This is a genomic window from Pseudomonas reidholzensis (assembly GCF_900536025.1).
Lineage (GTDB): Bacteria > Pseudomonadota > Gammaproteobacteria > Pseudomonadales > Pseudomonadaceae > Aquipseudomonas > Aquipseudomonas reidholzensis.
Window position 1 is genome coordinate 38074 of sequence record NZ_UNOZ01000039.1, and the last position, 15143, is coordinate 53216.

At 64.9% G+C, this 15143-nt stretch carries 14 protein-coding genes; 8 read left to right on the forward strand and 6 right to left on the reverse strand.

Going from position 1 to position 15143, the window contains the following annotated elements; translation table 11 throughout:
• Nucleotides 1–39: 39 nt before the first annotated feature.
• The 5 genes from CCOS865_RS26710 to CCOS865_RS26730 all read right to left on the reverse strand — a co-directional run bounded on the left by CCOS865_RS26710 (nt 40) and on the right by CCOS865_RS26730 (nt 6323).
• Nucleotides 40–1449, reverse strand: coding sequence for a M16 family metallopeptidase (locus CCOS865_RS26710; protein ID WP_119146570.1), 1410 nt, complete (start codon nt 1447–1449; stop codon nt 40–42).
• Nucleotides 1446–2780 carry a M16 family metallopeptidase gene (locus CCOS865_RS26715; RefSeq protein WP_119146572.1) on the reverse strand — a complete coding sequence of 445 codons (1335 nt, stop codon included), beginning with the start codon at nt 2778–2780 and terminating at the stop codon, nt 1446–1448. Before CCOS865_RS26715 ends, CCOS865_RS26710 begins: the two co-directional genes overlap by 4 nt.
• 96 nt (nt 2781–2876) lie before the next feature.
• On the reverse strand, nt 2877–3479 hold the full coding sequence (gene rsmD / locus CCOS865_RS26720) for a 16S rRNA (guanine(966)-N(2))-methyltransferase RsmD (RefSeq protein WP_119146574.1): 603 nt from the start codon (nt 3477–3479) through the stop codon (nt 2877–2879).
• Nucleotides 3479–4975: a M16 family metallopeptidase gene (locus CCOS865_RS26725; protein WP_119146576.1), complete on the reverse strand. Its 1497-nt coding sequence runs from the start codon at nt 4973–4975 to the stop codon at nt 3479–3481. Before CCOS865_RS26725 ends, rsmD begins: the two co-directional genes overlap by 1 nt.
• Nucleotides 4968–6323, reverse strand: coding sequence for a M16 family metallopeptidase (locus CCOS865_RS26730; protein WP_119146578.1), 1356 nt, complete (start codon nt 6321–6323; stop codon nt 4968–4970). Before CCOS865_RS26730 ends, CCOS865_RS26725 begins: the two co-directional genes overlap by 8 nt.
• 232 nt (nt 6324–6555) lie before the next feature.
• Here CCOS865_RS26730 and ftsY point away from each other — a divergent pair, with 232 nt between their 5' ends.
• From ftsY to rpoH, 4 genes are all read left to right on the forward strand, one after another.
• Nucleotides 6556–8193, forward strand: a complete 1638-nt coding sequence (ftsY, locus tag CCOS865_RS26740; protein WP_119146580.1) for a signal recognition particle-docking protein FtsY — start codon at nt 6556–6558, stop codon at nt 8191–8193.
• Nucleotides 8190–8861, forward strand: coding sequence for a cell division ATP-binding protein FtsE (gene ftsE, locus CCOS865_RS26745; protein ID WP_119146582.1), 672 nt, complete (start codon nt 8190–8192; stop codon nt 8859–8861). The genes ftsY and ftsE overlap by 4 nt, the downstream gene beginning before the upstream one ends.
• The gene (ftsX, locus tag CCOS865_RS26750) at nt 8858–9883 is read left to right on the forward strand and encodes a permease-like cell division protein FtsX (protein ID WP_119146584.1); all 1026 of its coding nucleotides are present in this window, start codon (nt 8858–8860) and stop codon (nt 9881–9883) included. Before ftsE ends, ftsX begins: the two co-directional genes overlap by 4 nt.
• A 113-nt stretch (nt 9884–9996) precedes the next feature.
• Complete coding sequence (gene rpoH, locus CCOS865_RS26755) at nt 9997–10851, forward strand: RNA polymerase sigma factor RpoH (protein WP_119146586.1); 855 nt, start codon at nt 9997–9999, stop codon at nt 10849–10851.
• Nucleotides 10852–10927: 76 nt separating this feature from the next.
• On the opposite strand, the gene mtgA is transcribed toward rpoH, so the two are convergent.
• A complete protein-coding gene (gene mtgA / locus CCOS865_RS26760; protein WP_119146588.1) occupies nt 10928–11638 on the reverse strand; it encodes a monofunctional biosynthetic peptidoglycan transglycosylase in 711 nt (236 codons plus the stop codon).
• 64 nt (nt 11639–11702) lie between these two features.
• On the opposite strand from mtgA, the gene CCOS865_RS26765 reads away from it, so the two are divergent.
• The 4 genes from CCOS865_RS26765 (at nt 11703) to trmB (ending at nt 13954) form a co-directional block, all read left to right on the forward strand.
• Entirely contained in the window at nt 11703–12074 is a 372-nt protein-coding gene (locus tag CCOS865_RS26765; protein ID WP_119146590.1) for a DUF423 domain-containing protein, read from the forward strand.
• A gap of 102 nt (nt 12075–12176) precedes the next feature.
• On the forward strand, nt 12177–12377 hold the full coding sequence (gene thiS, locus CCOS865_RS26770) for a sulfur carrier protein ThiS (protein WP_119146846.1): 201 nt from the start codon (nt 12177–12179) through the stop codon (nt 12375–12377).
• A 50-nt stretch (nt 12378–12427) separates the two neighbouring features.
• Nucleotides 12428–13222, forward strand: coding sequence for a thiazole synthase (locus tag CCOS865_RS26775; protein WP_119146592.1), 795 nt, complete (start codon nt 12428–12430; stop codon nt 13220–13222).
• Nucleotides 13223–13231: 9 nt separating this feature from the next.
• Nucleotides 13232–13954, forward strand: coding sequence for a tRNA (guanosine(46)-N7)-methyltransferase TrmB (gene trmB, locus CCOS865_RS26780; protein WP_119146594.1), 723 nt, complete (start codon nt 13232–13234; stop codon nt 13952–13954).
• The last annotated feature ends 1189 nt before the right edge of the window (nt 13955–15143 follow it).

A 15143-nucleotide genomic window follows, 5' to 3' on the forward strand; every position in this document is an offset into this window, starting at 1 on the left:
CTGCCTAGCTTGCCATGAATCCCCGCCGGGGTCGCTGCGCTAGTGGCCGACCACCGCCGGTTCCGGCAAGGGTCGCTGAGCCGCGTTGGGCCCGCCGCTGACAAACACGGCGTGGTCGATGTCCAGCCAGCGCCGGGCGGCGGCGCGGATGTCGTCAGGCGTCAGCTCGGCCAGCTTGCCTAGATAGGTCGACAAGTGATCTGCCGGCTGCCCCTGCTGGCTATGGCTGGCCAGGCCGCTGGCAAGCTGGCCGTTGTCGCTCATGCTGTCGAGCAGCTTGCCGGCGAACTGGTTGAGCGCCAGTTGCAGCTCACCCGCGCTCGGCCCTTGCTCGATCAGGCAGCGGATCAGTTGCAGCACGCGCTCGCGTGAGGCGTCCCTGAAGGCCGGCTCGACGTCCCAGCTGACCACCATGAACCCCCCTTCCGTCAGGAGCTTCAGATCGGATTCCACGCTGTAGGTCAGCGCCAGGCGGGTGCGCAGCTCCCTCATCAGGCGGGAATCAATGCCTGAACCGAGGATTTCGTTCGCCATCAACAGGGCCGGGTGTTGTGGGTCCGACGGCGACACTTTGATGGGCAGGGCAAGGGCCATGCGGTTGGAGGTGCCGGGCCAGTCGATGTGCGACTGCTTGGGCAGGTTGATCGCAACCGGCGGCAGCGCCGCTGCCGCCCAACCCTGGGGCAATGCCTGGGTGAGGCGGCTGATGATCTGTTGCGCCGCTTCGCGGGACATATCACCCACCAGGCCTATGTGCAGGTTGTTGGCTGAGTAGGCCCGGCGATGAAAGGTGTGCAGCATTGCCGGCGTCACCTCGGCAATGGCCTGCTCTGTGCCATAGAGGGAGGTGGCGTAGGGATGGTCGGCGAACAGCTGGCTGATGAGTTCCGTCTGGATGCGTCGATGCAGGCTGGCGTCGGCGCTTTGCACGGCGACCAGCAGGCGTGCCTTGAGCTTGTCCAGCGCCGCGGCGTCGAAGGCCGGTTGCGCCAGCATTTCCATGAGCAATGCCAAGGCATCGTTACGCAGGGTTTCGGCACTGAGGCCGCGCAAGGTGATGGTTGCATGTTCGAGTGCAACCGTTCTGGTCATGATCGCGCCCAAGCCTTCGAGCGCTTGCGCGAACGCCGCGGCATCCCGTTGCTGGGTGCCTTGATCGAGCATGTAAAGGGTCAGCGCCGCGAGACCGGGCCTCTCCCCGTCCAGGGTGGCGCCTGCGCTGAAACGCAGCACCAGGTCGAACATGGGCTGCTCGTGGCTGGGTGCGAACCGAACGCGGCTGCCGCCCTCGGTCTGCCAGTGCTGGACGTTGCGGTCGATCGGCTCGAAGCGTCCGAGGTCGAGCCCATGGGTCGACGTCAGGCGGGCGAGATCGGCTTCGGCGATGGCACTGAACGCGCTCGCGCACGCCCCGGTCGGTAGGTTCTCGATGGCTATCGAGCGGCTCATGGTTGCGCTCCTTGAAAAGTCGTGAGGGTCAGGCGTTGGCGGCTCAGGCAGTCTTGAAGCGCTTGCTGGACGTGGTCGGCACGGGTCTGCTCGATGAGCTGCAGTTCGTCGTCCGCTAGCGCCGGGTTGCGGCCGCCGATGGCATGCCTGCCGAGCACTTCGCTCTGCGCCTGGAAGCTGTTGCGCGCATAGATTTGCCGGGCCATCAGGCGCAGCTTCGCGCGTTGCAGGACTTCGGCGGAAAACGGCGTCTGCCTGGCCTCGTCGAGTATTCCCAGTACCTGCTCGGCGGCTTGCTGGGGAGTCCCTGTGGCAGGGTTGCTGTAGGCCGAAAGTGTCAGCAGGGTGTCGCCGCGCCGCAGGAAGTCATAGTCTGCGCTGATGCCATTGAACACTGGCTTGTCGCGCACCAGCTGGCCATAGAGCCTGCTACTGAACCCCTGGGCCAGGACTTCTACCGCCAGGCGCAGGGCGTGCACGGTCTGTGGCGAGGTGGCGGTGGTCAGGCTCGGCGTGTTGAACGACATGAATAGGCCGTCACGCAGCCCTTGCAGTGTCAGGTTCTGACGCCGCTCCGTCAGCGCTGCGCTGTGGCGAGGTATGGGCTGGGCGCGCACGGCGACCGCCGGCAAGCCGCCGAACTGACGCTCGACCCATTGCCGCAACTGCTGCGCCGTCACCGCGCCGACTACCACCAGCGTGGCGTTGTTGGGGTGGTACCAGCTGGCGTACCAGGTGCGGGCGGTGTCCAGTGTCATCTCGGCCAGGTCGATCGCGTGGCCAAACACCGGTGCGCCGTAGGGGCTGTCGCCATGGGCCAGGCTCAGGTGTCGGTCATAGGCGAGCTGGTCCGGGGCATTGTCGAATTTGAGCCGACGCTCATCATCGACCGTTTTGCGTTCCAGCTCGAACTCCGCCGGGTCAAGCCTGGCGCTGGCCATGGTGTCGGCCATGATTTCCAGTGCGACCTCCACGCGAGCCGACGGCAGCGTCACGTCGAACACCGTGGCATCGTCCCGGGTCGAGGCATTCGACTGCCCACCGAGTTGACCGAGGATGCGCGAATATTGCCCAGGCGCCAGTTTGCTGCTGCCCTGGAATATCAGGTGTTCGAGCAGATGCGACAGGTTGGAGTGGCCGTTGGGCTCGTGGCTGGTGCCGACGTGGTACCAGAGTTGGACGCTTGCCTGGGGGACCCGATGGTCTTCCCGCAGGTACACCGTCAGGCCGTTGGCGAGGCTGAAGTGATGCAGCGGCTGGGCAGGCGTCGAGGCCAGCGTGCCGAGGCTCGTGGCGAGGGTCCGGGACGGGTCTTGAGAGGGGAAAAACATGGCTGAAGTGCTCCGCAGTGGCGATAGGCCGGAGCAGCTTCAGTCATGTGGGGGATGCGCCTGCGTTACATAGTTATGCCGCAGGGCAGGTGCTGATCAGCCGCGCTGCCACAGCGCATAGTGCACCTGGCCGGTTTTCTTCTCGCGGTGCAGGCGCCAGTTGCCAGGCATTTGCAGCGTGGAAGGGGCGGCTTCGCTTTCGGTGTAGATCCAGGCGCGCTCGCGCAACCACTGGCGCTCTTCCAGCAGGCTGCAGGTGTTGGCCAGCAGGTCCTGGTGGAAGGGCGGGTCGAGGAAGACCACATCGAACTGCTTTTTCGCCTCGCCATCGAGGTAGCGCAGGGCGTCGGTCTGGAGGATCTGCCCACGCGGGCAGCGCAGCAGCTCGAGGTTGTCCTTGAGGTTGCTGATCGCCGCCGGGTTGCTGTCCAGCGCTACGGCGTCCTCGGCCCCGCGCGACAGGGCCTCGAGTACCAGGGCGCCGCTGCCGGTGAAGGCATCCAGCACCTGGGCGCCTTCGATGTAGGGGGCGAGCCAGTTGAACACGGTTTCACGCACGCGATCAGGCGTTGGGCGCAGGCCCGGGCCCACGGGCACCGCCAGGCGGCGGCTACGCCACTCGCCGGCGATGATGCGCAGGTGGCCCTGGCCTTGGCTCACGCCCTGATTGGCGCGGGCGGGGGGGGATGGCTTGGCCATTAATGCTCCGGTACGCCGAGCGGCTGCTCGGCGGGTTTGTCAGTGGGCGGTGGCAGGGGTTTCTGAGGCACCGTCGGGCCTACTGTAACGATCACCAGCTGGTCCGCCGCCAGGTGTTTGTTCATCGCGGCCTTGACCTGGTCGACGGTCAGGCTCTGCGACTGCTGCATGAAGTCTTCGAGCCAGGTCAGCGGCAGGTTGTAGAAGCCGATCGCGCCCAGTTGGCCGACGATGCTGGCGTTGCTGGCATTGGACAGCGGGAAGCTGCCGGCCAGTTCGCGCTTGGCGTCGTCCAGCTCTTGCTGGGTCGGGCCGCTCTTGAGGTAGTCGGCAAGGATATCCTGGACCAGCTTGAGCGTGCCCTCGCTGAGCTCGGCACGGGTCTGCAGGTTGATCATGAACGGCCCGCGCACCTGCATCGGGCTGAACACCGAGTACACGCCATAGGTCAGCCCGCGCTTCTCACGCACTTCGCTCATCAGGCGGGTGCCGAAGGCGCCACCGCCAAGGATCTGGTTGCCCAGCGACAGCGCGGCCCAGTCCGGGTCCTGGCGGTCGATGCCCAGTTCGGCGAGCATCAGGTGGGTCTGCTTGGACGGGAAGTCGATGTGGGTCACGCCCGGCTTGGGCGCGCTCGGCTCGGCCGGTTTGGCCAGCGCCGGGCCCTTGGGCAGGGCGGCGGAAACCTGGTTGGCGATGGCTTCGGCCTGGCTGCGGTCGAGGTCGCCGACCAGGGCAATGACGGCGTTGCCGGCGGTGTAGGCCTTGGCGTGGAAGGCGCGCAACTGCTCGAGGGTGATCGCCGGGATGCTCTGGGCGGTGCCGTCGCTCGGCTGGCCGTAGGGGTGGCTGCCGTAGAGGTTGGCGAACAGCGCCTTGCCGCCGATCTTGCCGGGGCTCTGCTTCTCGTATTCGAAGCCGGCCAGCATCTGGTTCTGGATGCGCTTGAGGGCGTCGGCGGGGAAGGTCGGCTTGCCCACCACATCGGCGAACAGCTGCAGGGCTGGCTCGCGTTTGTCCGCCGCACTGAGGCTGCGCAAGGTGGCGACGGCCATGTCGCGGTACGCACCATTGCCGAAGTCGGCGCCCAGGCCTTCGAAGCCTTCGGCGATGGCGGTGACGTCCTTGCCGGCCACGCCTTCGTTGAGCATGGCGTTGGTCAGGCTGGCCAGGCCAGCGGTGTTGCCGTCCTGGCTGCTGCCGGCGGCAAAGGTCACGCGCAGGTCGAACATCGGCAGCTCGCGTGCCTCGACGAACAGCACGCGTGCACCTTCAGCGGTGTTCCAGCTCTGGATGTTGAGCTGGCGCCGGCTCGGCGCCTTGCCGTCCAGCTCGGCCAGCGACTGCAAGGTGTTGGCCGGGCGCGCGGCGCTGCTGTCAGCCTTGGCGGCATTGTCGGACTGGGCCGGGCGCGCCAGCAGGAAGGCCGCAGCCACCACCAGCGCGATGAGGCCGAGGCCGATCAGGGTGTAGCGTGGGGCGCTGCGATCACTCATGAGCGGACTCCTCGGGCAGTACATGGGCAACGCTCAGGCGTTCGCGGGTGAAATACGTGCGGGCGGCGTCCTGGATGTCCTGCGGGGTCACGCGCTTGAGTTCGTCCAGCTCGCTGTCGATCAGCTTCCAGGACAGGCCGACGGTTTCCAGCTGGCCGATGGTGGTGGCCTGGCTGCTGATGGAGTCGCGGTCATAGACCAGCCCGGCGATGACCTGGGCGCGCACGCGCTCGAGCTCCTCGGCGGTGGGCGGCGTGGTCTTGAGTTCGTCGAGCAGTTGCCAGATGCCTTTTTCGACGTCGGCCATGCTCTTTTGCTTCTGCACGTTCGGCGTGGCCGAGATCAGGAACAGGCTGTCGCCCCGGGTAAAGGCGTTGTAGCCCGACGAAGCGCCGGCCACCAGCTCCTGGCCGCGCTCCAGGCGAGCGGGCATGCGCGCACTGTAGCCGCCGTCGAGCAGCGCCGAGATCAGCCGCAGGGCATGCACGGTGCGCGGGTCCTTGGCGGTCGCCAGGCCGGGCACGTTGAAGCCGTAGATCAGGTTGGGCAACTGGCTGCGCACGTGCAGGGTGAGCTGGCGCTGGCCAGGCTCGGCCAGCTCCAGCGGCAGCTTGGAAGGCGGCACGCTGCGCTTGGGGATGGCGCCGAAGTACTTCTGCGCCAGGCCCTTGACCTCGTCGACGGTGACATCACCGACCACCACCAGGGTGGCGTTGTTCGGGGTGTACCACGACTCGTACCAGTGCCGCAGCTCTTCGACCTTCATGCGCTCGAGGTCGGCCATCCAGCCGATGGTCGGCGTGTGGTAGCCGCTGGCCGGGTAGGCCATGGCGCGGAACAGCTCGAACGCCTTGGCGTTGGGCTGGTCGTCGGTGCGCAGGCGGCGCTCTTCCTTGATGACCTCGATCTCGCGGCTGAACTCGTCGGCCGGCAGGCGCAGGCTGGCCAGGCGGTCGGCCTCGAGCTCGAAGGCGACCGGCAGGCGATCCCGCGCCAACACCTGGTAATAGGCGGTGTAGTCGTCGCTGGTGAAGGCGTTTTCTTCCGCGCCGAGGTCGCGCAGGATGCGCGAGGCCTCGCCCGGGCCGAGCTTGGCGCTGCCTTTGAACATCATGTGCTCGAGGGCGTGCGACAGGCCGGTCTGGCCTGGGGTCTCGTAGCTGGAGCCGACCTTGTACCAGATCTGCGAGACCACCACCGGTGCGCGGTGGTCTTCGCGCACGACCACTTTCAGGCCGTTGTCGAGGATGAACTCGTGGGTCGGTTGGGTATCGGCGGCGAGGGCTGCCAGTGGCAGGCAGAGCGTGCTGAGCAACAGGCCAGCGGCACGGCGGGCTAGAGCATTCATACGTTGATTAACCTGTACGGCGGCCCGCTTCGGTTTAGCGTCGGCGGGCCAGGAGGTGCTAGGATACTGATCCGGTTGCCTGGCGACCATGCCTGTCGCCGTTCTGGCCCGCAGGACCTACGACAAAACGTTGCGCATGAACCAGCCGGATTCAAGATAGTCTGTTCTGCGTGATTGAGAATTCCAGATGTGCCGCTAATGGCTCATCGCTACCCTGAGATAGCCGTCCTCCATGTTTGGTTCCAACGACGACAAGAAAGCGCCGGCCGAGGCTGGCGAGAAGAAAGGCCTGTTCGGCTGGTTCCGCAAGAAACCGCAGCAACCTGTCGCCGAACAGCCATCAACGCCTGAACCGCAGGCTGCCGAGCCCGTTGTGCCCGTCGAGCAGCCTGCTCCGGTCGCCGAGGTGCTGCAGCCTGCGCCGGAGACCCCAGCGCCGCTGCAGCCGACGCAGCTGCAGGCAACTGCCGAGGCGCTCCAGGCCCCGGTGGCCGCGGACCTGCCCGCACCGGCACAGCCAGCGCTCGAGCCTGGCGCAGTTGCCCCGGCCAGCAGCCTGGTGCTGCCGGTTGCCGAGGAACCTGTGGCCCTGGTCCCAGACCACGCGCCCACGGAACCGCCGGCCATCCCCGAGCGCCCGGCCCCTGAGCCTGTGGCCGCAGTGGTCGTGGCGCCTGCGCCTGCGCCCGTCGAACCGGAGCCAGAGCCAGAACCCGCGCCAGAGCCCGCGCCTGTAGTCATTACGCCTGTGATCGAGGTCGCGCCAGCAGCCCCTGCTGTTGCCACCCCGGTCGACGCCGCGCCTGAGCCGGTCGTTGCACCCGCTGCCGTCGAGCTGCCGCCAGCGGTTGCCGTGGTCGCCGCTCCGGTCGCCGTCGAGCCCGCAGTCGTGCCGCAGGCTGAGCAACTCCCGGTAGAGGCCGCCACCGAGCAATCCAAGCCCGGCTTCTTCGCCCGCCTCAAGCAAGGCCTGTCGAAGACCAGCGCCAGCATCGGCGAGGGCATGGCCAGCCTGTTCCTGGGCAAGAAGGTCATCGACGATGACCTGCTCGACGAGATCGAAACCCGTCTGCTGACCGCCGACGTAGGCGTCGAGGCCACCTCGGCGATCGTCCAGAACCTCACCCAGAAAATCGCCCGCAAGCAGCTGGCCGATGCCGACGCACTGTACAAGTCGCTGCAGGAAGAACTGGCCGCGCTGCTGCGCCCGGTCGAGCAGCCGCTGAAGATCGAAGCGCGCAACAAGCCGTATGTGATCCTCGTGGTCGGCGTCAACGGCGCCGGCAAGACCACCACCATCGGCAAGCTGGCGAAGAAGCTCCAGCTCGATGGCAAGAAGGTCATGCTGGCCGCTGGCGACACCTTCCGCGCCGCCGCGGTCGAGCAGTTGCAGGTCTGGGGCGAGCGCAACCAGATCCCGGTGATCGCCCAGCACACCGGTGCCGACTCGGCCTCGGTGATCTTCGACGCCGTGCAGGCCGCCAAGGCCCGTGGCGCCGATGTGCTGATCGCCGATACTGCCGGTCGTCTGCACACCAAAGACAACCTGATGGAAGAACTGAAAAAGGTTCGCCGGGTGATCGCCAAGCTGGATGCCGACGCACCGCACGAAGTGCTGCTGGTGCTCGATGCCGGTACCGGCCAGAACGCCATCAGCCAGGCCAAGTACTTCCACCAGAGCGTCGAGCTCACCGGCCTGGCCCTGACCAAGCTGGATGGCACCGCCAAAGGTGGGGTGATCTTCGCCCTGGCCAAACAGTTCAAGCTGCCGATCCGCTTCATTGGCGTCGGTGAAGGTATCGACGACCTGCGCACCTTCGAGGCCGAGCCTTTCGTCAAAGCCCTGTTTGCCGAGCGGGAACCTTCATGATTCGATTCGAACAGGTTGCCAAGCGCTACCCCAATGGCCACGTCGGCCTGCATGAGCTGAGTTTCCGGGCGCGCCGTGGCGAGTTCCTGTTCGTGACCGGCCACTCTGGCGCCGGCAAGAGCACCTTGCTGCGGCTGCTGCTGGCCATGGAGCGACCGACCAGCGGCAAGCTGCTGCTGGCTGGCCAGGACCTGGGCCAGATCAGCAATGCGCAGATCCCGTTCCTGCGCCGGCAGATCGGCGTGGTGTTCCAGAATCACCAGTTGCTGTTCGACCGTACGGTGTTCAACAACATCGCCCTGCCGCTGCAGATCCTCGGCCTGTCCAAGCCGGAGATCGCCAAGCGGGTCGACTCGGCGCTGGAGCGCGTGGCCCTCAGCGACAAGGGCGAGCTGTACCCGGCTGACCTGTCCACCGGCCAGCAACAGCGGGTCGGCATCGCCCGGGCGATCGTCCACCAGCCAGCCTTGCTGCTGGCCGACGAACCCACCGGTAACCTCGATCCACGCCTGGCAGCGGAGATCATGGGGGTGTTCGAAGACATCAACCGCCTGGGCACCACGGTACTGATCGCCAGCCACGACCTGGCCCTGATCGCGCGCATGCGCCACCGCATGCTGACGCTGCAACGCGGTCGTCTGATCGGCGACGGGGAGGCCGGACAATGAGCACAGCACGTACACCCAAGGTTTCCGAGCGCGTTGCGCCGAAGCCGGCCGACCCGCAACCGGGCAACAAGCGCGGTGGCCACGATGACGATGGCCCGGATTTTCGCACCCTGCTCAACGCCTGGCTGGAAAGCCACCGCGCCAGCCTGGCCGACAGCCTGCGCCGCCTGGCCAAGCAGCCGATCGGCAGCTTTTTCACCTGCCTGGTGATGGCCGTTGCCCTGAGCATGCCGATGGGCCTGTCGTTGTTGCTGAAGAATATCGAACAGCTGGGTGGCTCCTGGCAGCGCGCGGCGCAGATCTCCCTTTACCTGAAGCTCGATGCGGGCGGCAAGGAAGGCGAGGCCCTGCGCGAAGAGATCAAAGGCATGCCGGGCGTCGCCGATGCCCAGTACGTCAGCCGCGAGCAGGCGCTGGAAGAGTTCCAGCAACAGTCCGGCTTGGGCGAGGCCCTGCGCGAGCTGCCAGACAACCCGCTGCCGGGCGTGGTCGTGGTCACCCCGACCGAGGTCGACAAGCCGGCCCTCGAGGCCCTGCGCCAGCGCCTGGCTGAGCTGCCCAGGGTTGAGGTGGCGCAACTCGACCTGGTCTGGGTCGAGCGACTGGCGGCGATCCTCAAGCTGGGCGACCGCTTCGTTTTCGGCCTGGCCGTGATGCTTATTTCTGCGTTGCTGTTAGTAATCGGTAACACAATTCGTCTACATATCGAGAACCGCCGCGTCGAGATCGAAGTGATCAAGCTGGTCGGCGGTACCGACAGCTACGTACGCCGGCCTTTCCTCTATATGGGCGCGCTGTACGGGCTGGGCGCTGGCCTGCTGGCCTGGGGCATCCTGGCGTTCGGGCTGAACTGGCTCAACGACGCGGTGGTCGGGCTTTCCGGGCTGTACAACAGCAGCTTCGCCCTGGGTGGGGTGCCGGCGTCCGATGGTCTGTCGCTCTTGATTGGTGCGGTGTTGTTAGGGTATATCGGTGCATGGATCGCGGTGGCTCGTCACTTGAATGAGCTGGCGCCGCGATAATGTTTTTGCGCCAGCATTGACTTTCTTGTCGTTATGGGAACTTGTTTCGTGGTTTCCGGTCAATGTTGCGCAGTGCCCAAAAGGCACGAGTCTAGTGAGTCGGAGGTTCTTGAATGACCACTTCGTTGCAACCTGCCTATGCGTTGGTCCCCGGTGCAAACCTGGAAGCCTACGTGCACACGGTCAACAGCATTCCCCTGCTGACGCCCGAGCAGGAGCGTGAACTGGCTGAGCGTCTCTTTTACGAGCAGGATCTTGAGGCCGCTCGGCAGATGGTAATGGCCCACCTGCGCTTCGTCGTGCATATCGCACGCAGCTATGCAGGCTACGGGCTGGCCCAGGCCGACCTGATTCAGGAAGGCAACGTTGGCCTGATGAAGGCGGTAAAACGCTTCAACCCGGAAATGGGCGTGCGTCTGGTGTCCTTCGCGGTGCACTGGATCAAGGCCGAGATCCACGAATTCATCCTGCGCAACTGGCGCATCGTCAAGGTGGCCACCACCAAGGCCCAGCGCAAACTGTTCTTCAACCTGCGCAGCCAGAAGAAACGCCTGGCCTGGCTGAACAATGACGAAGTCCACCGCGTGGCTGAAAGCCTTGGCGTCGAGCCGCGTGAAGTACGCGAGATGGAAAGCCGTCTGAGTGGCCAGGACATGGCCTTCGACCCGGCCGCCGAGGCCGATGACGACAGCGCCTTCCAGTCGCCTGCGCATTACCTGGAAGACCACCGTTATGACCCGGCCATGCAGCTCGAGGATGCCGACTGGAGCGACAACTCCACCAGCAACCTGCATGAAGCCCTGAGCGGGCTGGATGATCGCAGCCGCGACATTCTCTATCAGCGCTGGCTGGCCGAAGAAAAGGCCACCCTGCATGAGCTGGCGGAGAAGTACAGCGTGTCGGCCGAGCGTATCCGCCAGCTGGAAAAGAACGCGATGAACAAGGTCAAGGCGCTGATTACCATCTGATCGGCCGCCTGCCTGTAAAAAAACCGCCTGTCCCTCACGGGGCAGGCGGTTTTTTTGTCTCTGCAGGCCTGAGGTCTCAGGGCCCGCGTGCAGCGTCGAGCTGCATCAGGTAGCCGGTACCGCCCAGTTGGCTCATCTGCCGGCGAATCCAGCCCGCGCGGCCCGCGACGTAGGTACTCGGCCGGCCGGCGTTCCACTTCAGCGGGCTTGGCAATACCGCCGCCAGTTGCGCCGCCTGCTGGCGCGAAAGCCGGCTGGCATCCACGCCAAAGTGGTAGCGCGCGGCCGCCTGGGCGCCAAACACGCCAGGGCCCCACTCGACGCTGTTCAGGTACACCTCGAGGATCCGCTCCTTCGACCAGAACAGCTCGATCAGCGCGGTAAACCAGGCTTCGAGGCCTTTACGAAACCAGCTGCGACCCGACCACAGGAACAGGTTTTTCGCCACCTGTTGAGTCAGTGTGCTGGCGCCGCGGATATTGCCGCCGCGCTCGTTGTGCGCCAGGGCGGCCTGGATGGCCGGGATGTCGAAGCCCCAGTGGCTGGCGAACTTCTGGTCTTCGCCAGCAATCACCGCCACCTTGAGGTCGTCGGAGATCCGCTCCCAAGGCTCCCAGTCGCGCTGCAGGTCGATGGCGTCGCCGCCGAACCAGGATTGCACCTTGCGTTCGACCATCAGTGCGGTGCCCGGCGGGGGCACCCAGCGCAACACCAGGACCAGCACGATGCTGCCTGCAGCGAACCAGAGCAGGGCGCGGGCTAAGCGCCGGAAAAAGAGTGACAGCATGGCGATGGCTTGGCCGGACCGATGGAACGGGCCATTATACAGACCCCTTTCGAGGAGTCCTCCCATGCTTCGCAGCTTCCTGATGCTTGCCGCATTTTTCGCCTTTACCGGCGTGGCCCTTGGCGCCTTTGCCGCGCACGGCCTGAAGAACCGCCTCAGCGCCGAGTACCTGGCGATCTTTCATACCGGCGTGACCTACCAACTGGTGCACGCGCTGGCGATCTTTGGCGTGGCCCTGCTCGCAGCGCACCTGCCAGGGCGGCTGATCGGCTGGGCCGGCGGTCTGTTCGCGGTGGGCATCCTGCTGTTCTCCGGTAGCCTTTACCTGCTGACCCTGAGCGGCGTGGGCAAGCTGGGCATGATCACCCCCATCGGCGGCCTGTGCTTCCTGGCCGGCTGGCTGTGCCTGGGCCTGGCCGCCTGGCGCCTGGGCTGACCGAGCGGTCCACAATCACGACTAATGGTGCCCGCCACCCTTGGGTTCAAAGGTGGATCGGGGCTAGAATGCGGGCCCCAAAGAACAACGGTGGCCGTGCGCATGCGCATTCAATTGAACGGTGAACCTTACGAAGTGCCCGCGGGCGAGAGCGTCGCAGCCTTGCTGAGTCGGCTGGAGCTGACCGGTCGCCGGGTGGCGGTGGAACTCAACCTGGACATCGTGCCGCGTAGCCAGCACGAGACTACCGCGCTGAACGAAGGCGACCAGGTCGAAGTGGTCCATGCCATCGGTGGCGGTTGAGCGCCTTCGATTCACCTGCAAATCCCGCAACCTTTTCCAGAGGAACAACGATGAGCAACGTTCGTAGCGACAAGCCCTTCATCCTGGCCGGGCGCACGTTCCAGTCGCGCCTGCTGGTCGGCACCGGCAAGTACCGTGACATGGAAGAAACCCGCCTGGCCATCGAGGCCTCGGGTGCCGAAATCGTCACTGTCGCCGTGCGCCGCACCAACCTTGGCCAGAACCCGGGCGAGCCGAACCTGCTCGACGTGCTGCCGCCGGACCGCTACACCATCCTGCCGAACACTGCCGGCTGCTACGACGCCATCGAAGCGGTACGTACCTGCCGCCTGGCGCGTGAACTGCTGGATGGCCACAACCTGGTCAAGCTGGAAGTCCTGGCCGACCAGAAGACCCTGTTCCCGAACGTGATCGAGACCCTCAAGGCCGCCGAAGTGCTGGTCAAGGACGGTTTCGACGTGATGGTGTACACCAGCGACGACCCGATCATCGCCCGCCAACTGGCCGAAATCGGCTGCATCGCGGTCATGCCGCTGGCCGGCCTGATCGGGACGGGCCTGGGGATCTGCAATCCGTACAACCTGCAGATCATCCTTGAAGAATCCAAGGTGCCGGTGCTGGTCGATGCCGGCGTCGGCACTGCATCCGACGCCACCATTGCCATGGAAATGGGCTGCGAGGCGGTGCTGATGAACTCGGCCATCGCCCACGCCCAGCAGCCGGTGCTGATGGCCGAAGCCATGAAGCACGCGATCGTCGCGGGCCGCATGGCCTACCTGGCCGGCCGTATGCCGAAAAAACTCTACGCCAGCGCCTCGTCGCCGCTGGATGGTCTGATCAAGTAAGAGCCCCTGATGACTGAATCGCAAGATACGCCGATCACCGCCGAAGGCGAAGAGCGCCCGCACCGCCGCATCAAGAGTTTCGTGATGCGCGCCGGGCGCATGACCGAAGGCCAGCAACGCGGCCTGGACCAGGGCGCGCCGCTGTTCGTGCTGCCCCTGGCTGACAGCCCGGTGGACTACGACCAGGTGTTTGGCCGTTCGGCGCCGCGCACCCTGGAGATCGGCTTCGGCATGGGCCATTCCCTGCTGGAGATGGCTGCGGCCGCGCCCGAGCAGGACTTCATCGGTGTCGAAGTGCACCGTCCGGGTGTCGGCGCGCTGCTCAATGGCGTGCTGACGCAGGACCTGAAGAACCTGCGCGTGTATGACTGCGACGCCATCGAGGTACTCAACCGCTGCGTGGCAGACAACAGCCTCGATCGGTTGATGCTGTTCTTCCCGGACCCTTGGCACAAGGCGCGTCACCACAAGCGCCGGATCGTCCAGCTGGAGTTCGCCGAACTGGTCCGCCGCAAGCTCAAGCCGGGCGGCGTGTTCCACATGGCGACCGACTGGGAACCGTATGCCGAGTACATGCTGGAAGTGATGAGCGCCGCACCGGGCTATCGCAACCAGGCGGAAGATGGCGCCTATGTGCCACGCCCGCTGGAGCGCCCGATCACCAAGTTCGAACGCCGCGGCGAACGACTGGGGCATGGCGTGTGGGACTTGAAGTTCGAGAAGCTGGCTTGACCGACGGGCTGCCCAGTCAGCCCTGGTGATGCCAGAGCCTGCTAAACCGCAGGCGAAAAAAAACCGCCTTGCGAAGGGCGGTTTTTTTATTGCAGTGACGGCTTGAACAGCCGCTATTGCGGGTACTTCACTGGACCTCCATCACAAGGTCGATGATAGGTAGCCGGGTTAGCTGCGTCAATCAGACCACATATCCTGCATCAGTAAAGCGAAGTGAAAGAGGCGAATGCTCGTTATGATCGTTTCGCTCTCTTGCGATCAGGTTCAGTGAAGGGGTTGGGAAGGCGATCATTTTGCTGTCTAGCCCCTTCGACGCGGCCTGCGAACCGTGCCGGTGATGTTTTCGAAGGGCCATCTACCTGGCCACTTCACCGGATCTCCATCGCAAGATTTCCGAAGGCGTCGAAGTACCGGTCAGGCGCTGGAAGATTGGCCCGCCATAAGCAGCCCTGGCAGCGGCGGTCAGCCACCACACCGATCAATACCATCCCCATGGCGCCAAGCATGAGGCCCTGTGAAATCGCAGGCGAAAAAAACCGCCCTGAAAGGGGCGGTTTTTTTGTGAGTGGCGGATTGAGAGGCCGTCACACAAGGTACATCACTGAGCCCAAACCACGAAGCTGATGATAGGTAGCTGAGGCTGATGCGTCAATCACCCGAAATATCATGCATAAGTTCAGCGAAGTTGTGTTGAACGTGCCGGGTTATCATCTTCGCGCTCCCTTGTGGGGAGGATTCAGTGATGGGGCTGGGAAGTACAGGTTTTGCGGTCTAGCCCCCTTCGACACGGCTTGAGAACCGTGCCGGTGACGTTTCTCGAAGGGCCATCCACCTGGCCACTTCACTGAGTCCAAACCACATGGGCTCCGAAGGCGTTGAAGTGCCGGTCAGACGCTGGAAGATTGGCCCGCCAACACGGAGGCCAAGGCGTATGAAGCGTTTGCTTGATACTCTGAGCCGCGTCTGGAAAATCGTGAGGATCTTGGCTGTGCTCAAGGCCGCGCGAGACTTCATGCGTGATCACTTCGACGACGCCCGCTAAGGGCTAGTTGGGTGAGAAGCCGCTCCGGCTTGCCGGGGCGGCTTTTAAGTAGTATCAAGCCCGATCAGCATCAGCCCCGCATTAGTCTCTGTGAAACCGGAGGCGAAAAAAAACCGCCTTGAAAGGGGCGGTTTTTTTGTGAGTGAC

Coding starts and splice junctions, on each gene's coding strand:
- rsmD (WP_119146574.1), bottom strand. CDS start 3,479: ATGGCCAAGCCATCCCCCCCCGCCCGCGCCAATCAGGGCGTGAGCCAA.
- CCOS865_RS26710 (WP_119146570.1), bottom strand. CDS start 1,449: ATGAGCCGCTCGATAGCCATCGAGAACCTACCGACCGGGGCGTGCGCG.
- ftsX (WP_119146584.1), top strand. CDS start 8,858: ATGAGCACAGCACGTACACCCAAGGTTTCCGAGCGCGTTGCGCCGAAG.
- trmB (WP_119146594.1), top strand. CDS start 13,232: ATGACTGAATCGCAAGATACGCCGATCACCGCCGAAGGCGAAGAGCGC.
- mtgA (WP_119146588.1), bottom strand. CDS start 11,638: ATGCTGTCACTCTTTTTCCGGCGCTTAGCCCGCGCCCTGCTCTGGTTC.
- ftsE (WP_119146582.1), top strand. CDS start 8,190: ATGATTCGATTCGAACAGGTTGCCAAGCGCTACCCCAATGGCCACGTC.
- ftsY (WP_119146580.1), top strand. CDS start 6,556: ATGTTTGGTTCCAACGACGACAAGAAAGCGCCGGCCGAGGCTGGCGAG.
- CCOS865_RS26725 (WP_119146576.1), bottom strand. CDS start 4,975: ATGAGTGATCGCAGCGCCCCACGCTACACCCTGATCGGCCTCGGCCTC.
- CCOS865_RS26775 (WP_119146592.1), top strand. CDS start 12,428: ATGAGCAACGTTCGTAGCGACAAGCCCTTCATCCTGGCCGGGCGCACG.
- thiS (WP_119146846.1), top strand. CDS start 12,177: ATGCGCATTCAATTGAACGGTGAACCTTACGAAGTGCCCGCGGGCGAG.
- CCOS865_RS26715 (WP_119146572.1), bottom strand. CDS start 2,780: ATGTTTTTCCCCTCTCAAGACCCGTCCCGGACCCTCGCCACGAGCCTC.
- CCOS865_RS26765 (WP_119146590.1), top strand. CDS start 11,703: ATGCTTCGCAGCTTCCTGATGCTTGCCGCATTTTTCGCCTTTACCGGC.
- rpoH (WP_119146586.1), top strand. CDS start 9,997: ATGACCACTTCGTTGCAACCTGCCTATGCGTTGGTCCCCGGTGCAAAC.
- CCOS865_RS26730 (WP_119146578.1), bottom strand. CDS start 6,323: ATGAATGCTCTAGCCCGCCGTGCCGCTGGCCTGTTGCTCAGCACGCTC.